This is a genomic window from uncultured Veillonella sp. (assembly GCF_963534045.1).
In the GTDB taxonomy this organism is placed as follows: Bacteria; Bacillota; Negativicutes; order Veillonellales; family Veillonellaceae; genus Veillonella.
On record NZ_CAUSQT010000069.1, the window covers coordinates 1 to 5061 of the forward strand.

Genomic DNA, 5061 nt, shown 5'->3' on the forward strand with positions numbered 1-5061 from the left:
TCCCCATTGGATAGTGAATCCATTGGCGTACTTCACGAAACCGCTTTCTCCAAAGCGTTGCGCCACTATTCCGCCTTCGCCGAGCTTGGTTTTTATATCTTTCAAAGTAGCAACTGGATTTTCTTGCCAGTTAGTCGCACCAAGGATTTTTGCAATCATATTCGTAATCGCTGGATGGGCCGAAACATCAGTATTATGAGTGGATAATTGAGTTTTTAAATTCTGAAGCAACCCACCGTGTGCCCCCGGATCCGTATTATGCGCTTCCAAATCGTGGACAGATGCTACTCCATTATCGGAAATAATCGCTTGCACCTTTTCAGCGTTGCCAATCACGGTAGTAATTGTAAATGTGTAGCTATCCATCGGCGTATTCTTATCAGGGATGTAGTCAACATAGTTGCCACCATTTGTGTAAGAGAATAGCACCTCCTGCCCATTCTCACCAGCTTTTGCCATGAGCCCTATTTCTCGTGCATAAAACCCGGCTTCAAGGTTTTTATTCGAGAGTAGGCCTTGTACCATGAATTGGCCATCGCCTGTCTTAACGCTTTTAGTAATCGCTAATTCTAATCGCTTATCAGTCAACGCCGTAGCGCGTGGAATTGATGCGGGCATGTCGCCTGCACCGATAACAATTTTTGTAAAAATCAAAGCTTGCTTACTTGCATTAGCTTCCGCAATAGTATTTGTTCCCGCCATTGTTGTAATGACTGCAGGATATTTTGCCATGTAAACCTCCTATATATGAATGTATTGGTGAACGGTAACAATACCGCCGGTATAGATTTGTTGCGTTTGTGGACCTGTCGAGATTGTAAGGCTAGGTTCAGCAACAGCACTGCCCGCAGCCGTTGCAATACCTCCAGCATACACGCCGCCTGAATTAATAGCATGCACATATTCGATACCATCTAGCCAGGACCGCTTATTCTTGACAAATTCTAATATACGCAACACGCGCTCTCGAATATTAGGTGTCATCATATAACCGGACATCTGTAGCTTAAAATGATAAGGCTTACCGCCATCATAAGCCCAGTTTTCCACAACCTCACATTCTGAATACAATTCGCCGATAGCTTCTTCTACTAATCCAACGGTGCCCTTTCTTCGATGCCAAGCGATAGAACTCAAAATTAATTTAATCTTTTGTTCTCTCGCTACAGCATCATCGTAGAAGTCAACGTGTAAATGCCAGGCTAACTCGTCAAGTATTGGCGTGCTTAACTCATTAAGATGAGACAGGATAGTTAGCCTATCCACGAACGGCATCAACGCCATAAGTTTCAATGTAACCACTTCAGCTAAGGCTTGAACAGTAGTATCATTAGCAATCGAGCTTGGCAGAGTATCCTTTAATTTGAATTTGTAGAGATCATTCATGCTCTACACCTCCATATGTGATAGTCTTACCTGTACATTGCGCCAATTCCACTTGGTAGCCCTCTTCTTTCTTACCGTCTTTCACGACGGTAAATATAGGCGATGTTACACTAACACGCTTAGCCCCTGCTTCCATTACACGCCGAATCAATTCAGAAGGAATGATGTCGCGCCCTACTTTTCCGGATTGCCATGTTATGTAATCCGTAACAGCCGCATCCACACGACTTTTAATCGTGTCAGCGTAATACGAATTATCTGAATCAATATAGTACTGAATATCGATACTATAATTCTTAGCAATTGGCGCTTTTACAGACACATTATCAGTAAGTGGCCGCACCTTCTTATCAGTGAGAGTGGCTTCCACTAATTTAAGAATTTCTTCTCCAGCAATTTCCCCCGATACTAGACCAGGATATACAACTACATCCCCTGGTTTAGGTGATACCACTTTCACGGAGCTAATAAGGGCTGATGCTTTTTTTGTAAAAAACTCATAGGCCCCTTCGGCCCCTGCACAAGAAAAGCTTTCAGGTGCTTCTCTAATACGTTCGCGAAAAGCATCGTCTGATTCAGTGTCAGCACCACCTTCTGAGATTGTAATATTGGTTACACTAGCGATATATGGGATTGGATCCACAAGAATGGTAATCGACCCTACTGGGTAGCCGTTCCCTTTAGCTGAAGCTTCTATGCATACCGCTTTTACTTGTATCGTGGTTTGTGTAGCAGATAGATAGTAAGGCTCTGTAGTTGCAAAAAACACGTTATCGCCTGAAGTAAAGCGTGTACCTTTTGGAATGGCTATCCCTTCAGGTCTTGCCATTGATGCGGTTAACTTCATAGTAGTGACTGCGCCCGTAGCTTGTAAGCGTTCCACCCCTAATGCAATACCGATATGGTCTAAGTTATTTCCCCTAGCATATGCCAGAAGATTTTGCTTGCCTGCATCATTGATGCGGTTAAGCAATAAAATCACAATATTGGTAATCGTTAATAGGAATAAGCGGATAGGGTCCGCTGGTGCTAACTTTCGCCCAGTAATAGAAGAGTAGAGGGCGAATATTTCCTTTTCAACGGCTTCTTTATCCGCCGTGACAAAGTTGATTTCAGGTAAGTTCATTATTATCGCCTCCACGGTGGTAAATTAATAGTCGCCCTTATATCTACATCAGGGCATTTCAAAATAAGATTAGCAGGCAATATCACATATTGAGCGTACTCTTGATTGGCTTCAAGCAGCACATTCATATAAGCTTCACTGCCATACACTTTAAATGCGATACCGTCCCACATATCCCCTTGGACGGTTCTATACGGATTCATAGCCACCTGCACTTTCTAGCCATTCGTCTTTTATAGCGATTGATACTTTAGGTATTAAATGCCCTTCTTCGGCATCAGTTGCAACAGTGCTTTCAAAATCTACTGACACAACTCTGCATCGCGGCTCATATTCAGTAATGGCCCGAATCACCTCTGCTGATATTCTGGCCATTGCTACCGGTAAGGGTAGATCAATAACAGTACCATCAATACCAAATCGCCTATCAAGCGGTACAGAAAATTGCGTTGTAGAAATAATAGTTCGCACATTTTGAATGATTTCAGTAAGAACATCCTTCGGCGCAAAATCAATGCCATCGAGGCGAGCGCTTACATCAATTTGCATTCGTATCGCCTCCTTGTTTAGGTGTGATTACAACTTTAGGAATATCAGGGGCCTCCTTCAGCGTCACATTAATGGATGCGGACAATACATTACCTCGATTATCAATCGTATTCATAGCTGCGCTTATGCTGGTAATCAGTAATTTATGTTCACTAAAGGGCTTACCATTAATGATCAACTGTTCGGCTTGTCCTTCTCGGCACATCTTGGCCACTTCTTCAATTTCTTTTAGAGGGTCAACGCCCAATAGCTTATTAAAGTTCATCGTAAAAGAAATATCATCCGCATCAGGCCCCAAGAATTCAAGTATCGGCTTTTGCCCTATAATTTCATGAGACGCTGTTCGTGCGTTGATATTTCGTGCTAATGCATCGAACGTACGCACCGTATGGGAGGATGCCACAAACACAATTTTTCCAAAGCTCCCTAATTGGCGTTGCGGTAGGTATCCTCCCAGGCCAAACTTATCAGCTAAATTAGATAGGCGAGAGTAAGCCACATCGCCTAATTGTGTATTTTGTAAATTCTTTAATCCTTGCGAATTAAGATTCTTCTTATAGTTGGCAGCAGTACTACCTAATTTACTAAATAAAGATATGTTACTCACCTCCTATCCATTCGGCGTGCCTGTGCTTCCGCCTCCAGGAACAACACCACCGTGCGTGTGAGACACTAAACTAATTCCGTTAACCACTACATCCCCTGATGGAGCATTAATAGTTAAACTACCGGTACAATTAATAACAAGACCACCTCCGTCCGCATCATAGGAGACAGTCGAGCCGTCCGCAAATTTGATGCCGTGGATATTCTGCCCATTAAAATAGGGCTTATCCTTGGCATTATACGTAGTGCCTAAGATGTAGCCCTGGGACAAATTATTATCTTGAGGTAGAAATAAACACAATACCTGTTCGCCAACACCTGGCATCCAGTAATGTTTATTATCTTGTGATCCGTGCGAAAGTACTTCGAGTGGATACGAGACTAAATCGTCACGGTCCGGAAATGTTACCCTCGCCGTCATAGTTGAGGGGTCTGTACTAGATACGATGCCATCACGAATTAAATTTTTTAACGCCACACTAATATCCATCTAAGCACCTCCTTATATCTAGGCTTTGTGTATATCCGCCCCCTACCTTATGGGAGCATTTACTAATGATATACTTACCGTCGAATTTACCGAATCCTTTTAAATTGATTGTGGCTGATGCGGCCAACACGATATGGCCAAGCATAGCAACAGAACCAGTAATCTCATTCTTGTTCTTTTCTCGTAGCTTTTTCTTGGCCAAACGTTCCGCTTCTGCCTGAGTCTCACAGCCCTGGTTAACCTGTAATATTTTGCCTTGCGTTTTATTTGGGTCTTTGAACGTATATTCAATATTGCTTTTTTGCTTGGTGCTCTTATGTTTTACATGACAGCCCCAATATATATCCTTCAGCGAGGACTTCAATGAGTAACTGCCCTGATAAGGGATGATTTCCCCTAGTTCCTTAATTTGTTCTTCTGTAAGGTCTGTAGGCATTGGCCCCTTGATTAGCGTTGCAACTACTTTTTCTGTTTCAAATTTTGTTTCATCAAAAATAATCACTTGCTTATCTGAAACCTTTAATGCCAGCCCATTATCCTTGCAGACTTTCATTAGGAATTCTAAATCAGATTGATCCGACTGCTCAACACGGTCCAAATTAATCGTCTCTGGAGTATCATAAAACAATTCAAGCCCCGCACCTTTTGCGAGCTCCTCCGCAACAGCTTTTAGAGTCGTCTTCTCCCAGGACTTACTCTTTAATTCCCCTCTTAACTTAGATTCATCTGGAACACTAACAGCCCCTATAGTGACCTCGTGCGGTGGGTTTTTACAAGTAATTTCATCAATTTCAAACTGCCCGCATTTCATCTCTATCTCGTCTCCGGGTTCTTTCCAGTTGTGAAACACGATTGATGCGGTTAGCTTAGCCCCTTTTTCAGGGAACCAATCGGACATCCAAAG

General features: G+C 42.8%; 8 protein-coding genes. All 8 read right to left on the minus strand.

Annotation, left to right across the window (positions count from 1 at the left end):
• A partial coding sequence (locus tag RYP29_RS08115) for a phage tail protein (RefSeq protein ID WP_311533007.1) occupies window positions 1-732 on the minus strand: 732 nt, incomplete at its 3' end.
• Window positions 733-741: 9 nt separating this feature from the next.
• Window positions 742-1386, minus strand: coding sequence for a phage tail protein I (locus RYP29_RS08120; protein ID WP_311533008.1), 645 nt, complete (start codon window positions 1384-1386; stop codon window positions 742-744).
• Window positions 1379-2512: a baseplate J/gp47 family protein gene (locus RYP29_RS08125; RefSeq protein WP_311533009.1), complete on the minus strand. Its 1134-nt coding sequence runs from the start codon at window positions 2510-2512 to the stop codon at window positions 1379-1381. The genes RYP29_RS08120 and RYP29_RS08125 overlap by 8 nt, the downstream gene beginning before the upstream one ends.
• 2 nt (window positions 2513-2514) lie before the next feature.
• Window positions 2515-2715, minus strand: a complete 201-nt coding sequence (locus RYP29_RS08130) for a tail protein X (RefSeq protein ID WP_311533010.1) — start codon at window positions 2713-2715, stop codon at window positions 2515-2517.
• Entirely contained in the window at window positions 2702-3061 is a 360-nt protein-coding gene (locus tag RYP29_RS08135; RefSeq protein ID WP_311533011.1) for a GPW/gp25 family protein, read from the minus strand. Before RYP29_RS08135 ends, RYP29_RS08130 begins: the two co-directional genes overlap by 14 nt.
• On the minus strand, window positions 3051-3668 hold the full coding sequence (locus RYP29_RS08140) for a phage tail protein (protein ID WP_119982613.1): 618 nt from the start codon (window positions 3666-3668) through the stop codon (window positions 3051-3053). Before RYP29_RS08140 ends, RYP29_RS08135 begins: the two co-directional genes overlap by 11 nt.
• Before the next feature lie 3 nt (window positions 3669-3671).
• On the minus strand, window positions 3672-4157 hold the full coding sequence (locus tag RYP29_RS08145; protein ID WP_311533013.1) for a phage baseplate assembly protein V: 486 nt from the start codon (window positions 4155-4157) through the stop codon (window positions 3672-3674).
• Window positions 4147-5061: transcriptional regulator (locus RYP29_RS08150; RefSeq protein ID WP_314985812.1), on the minus strand; the 915-nt coding region annotated here is incomplete at its 5' end. The genes RYP29_RS08150 and RYP29_RS08145, both read right to left, overlap by 11 nt.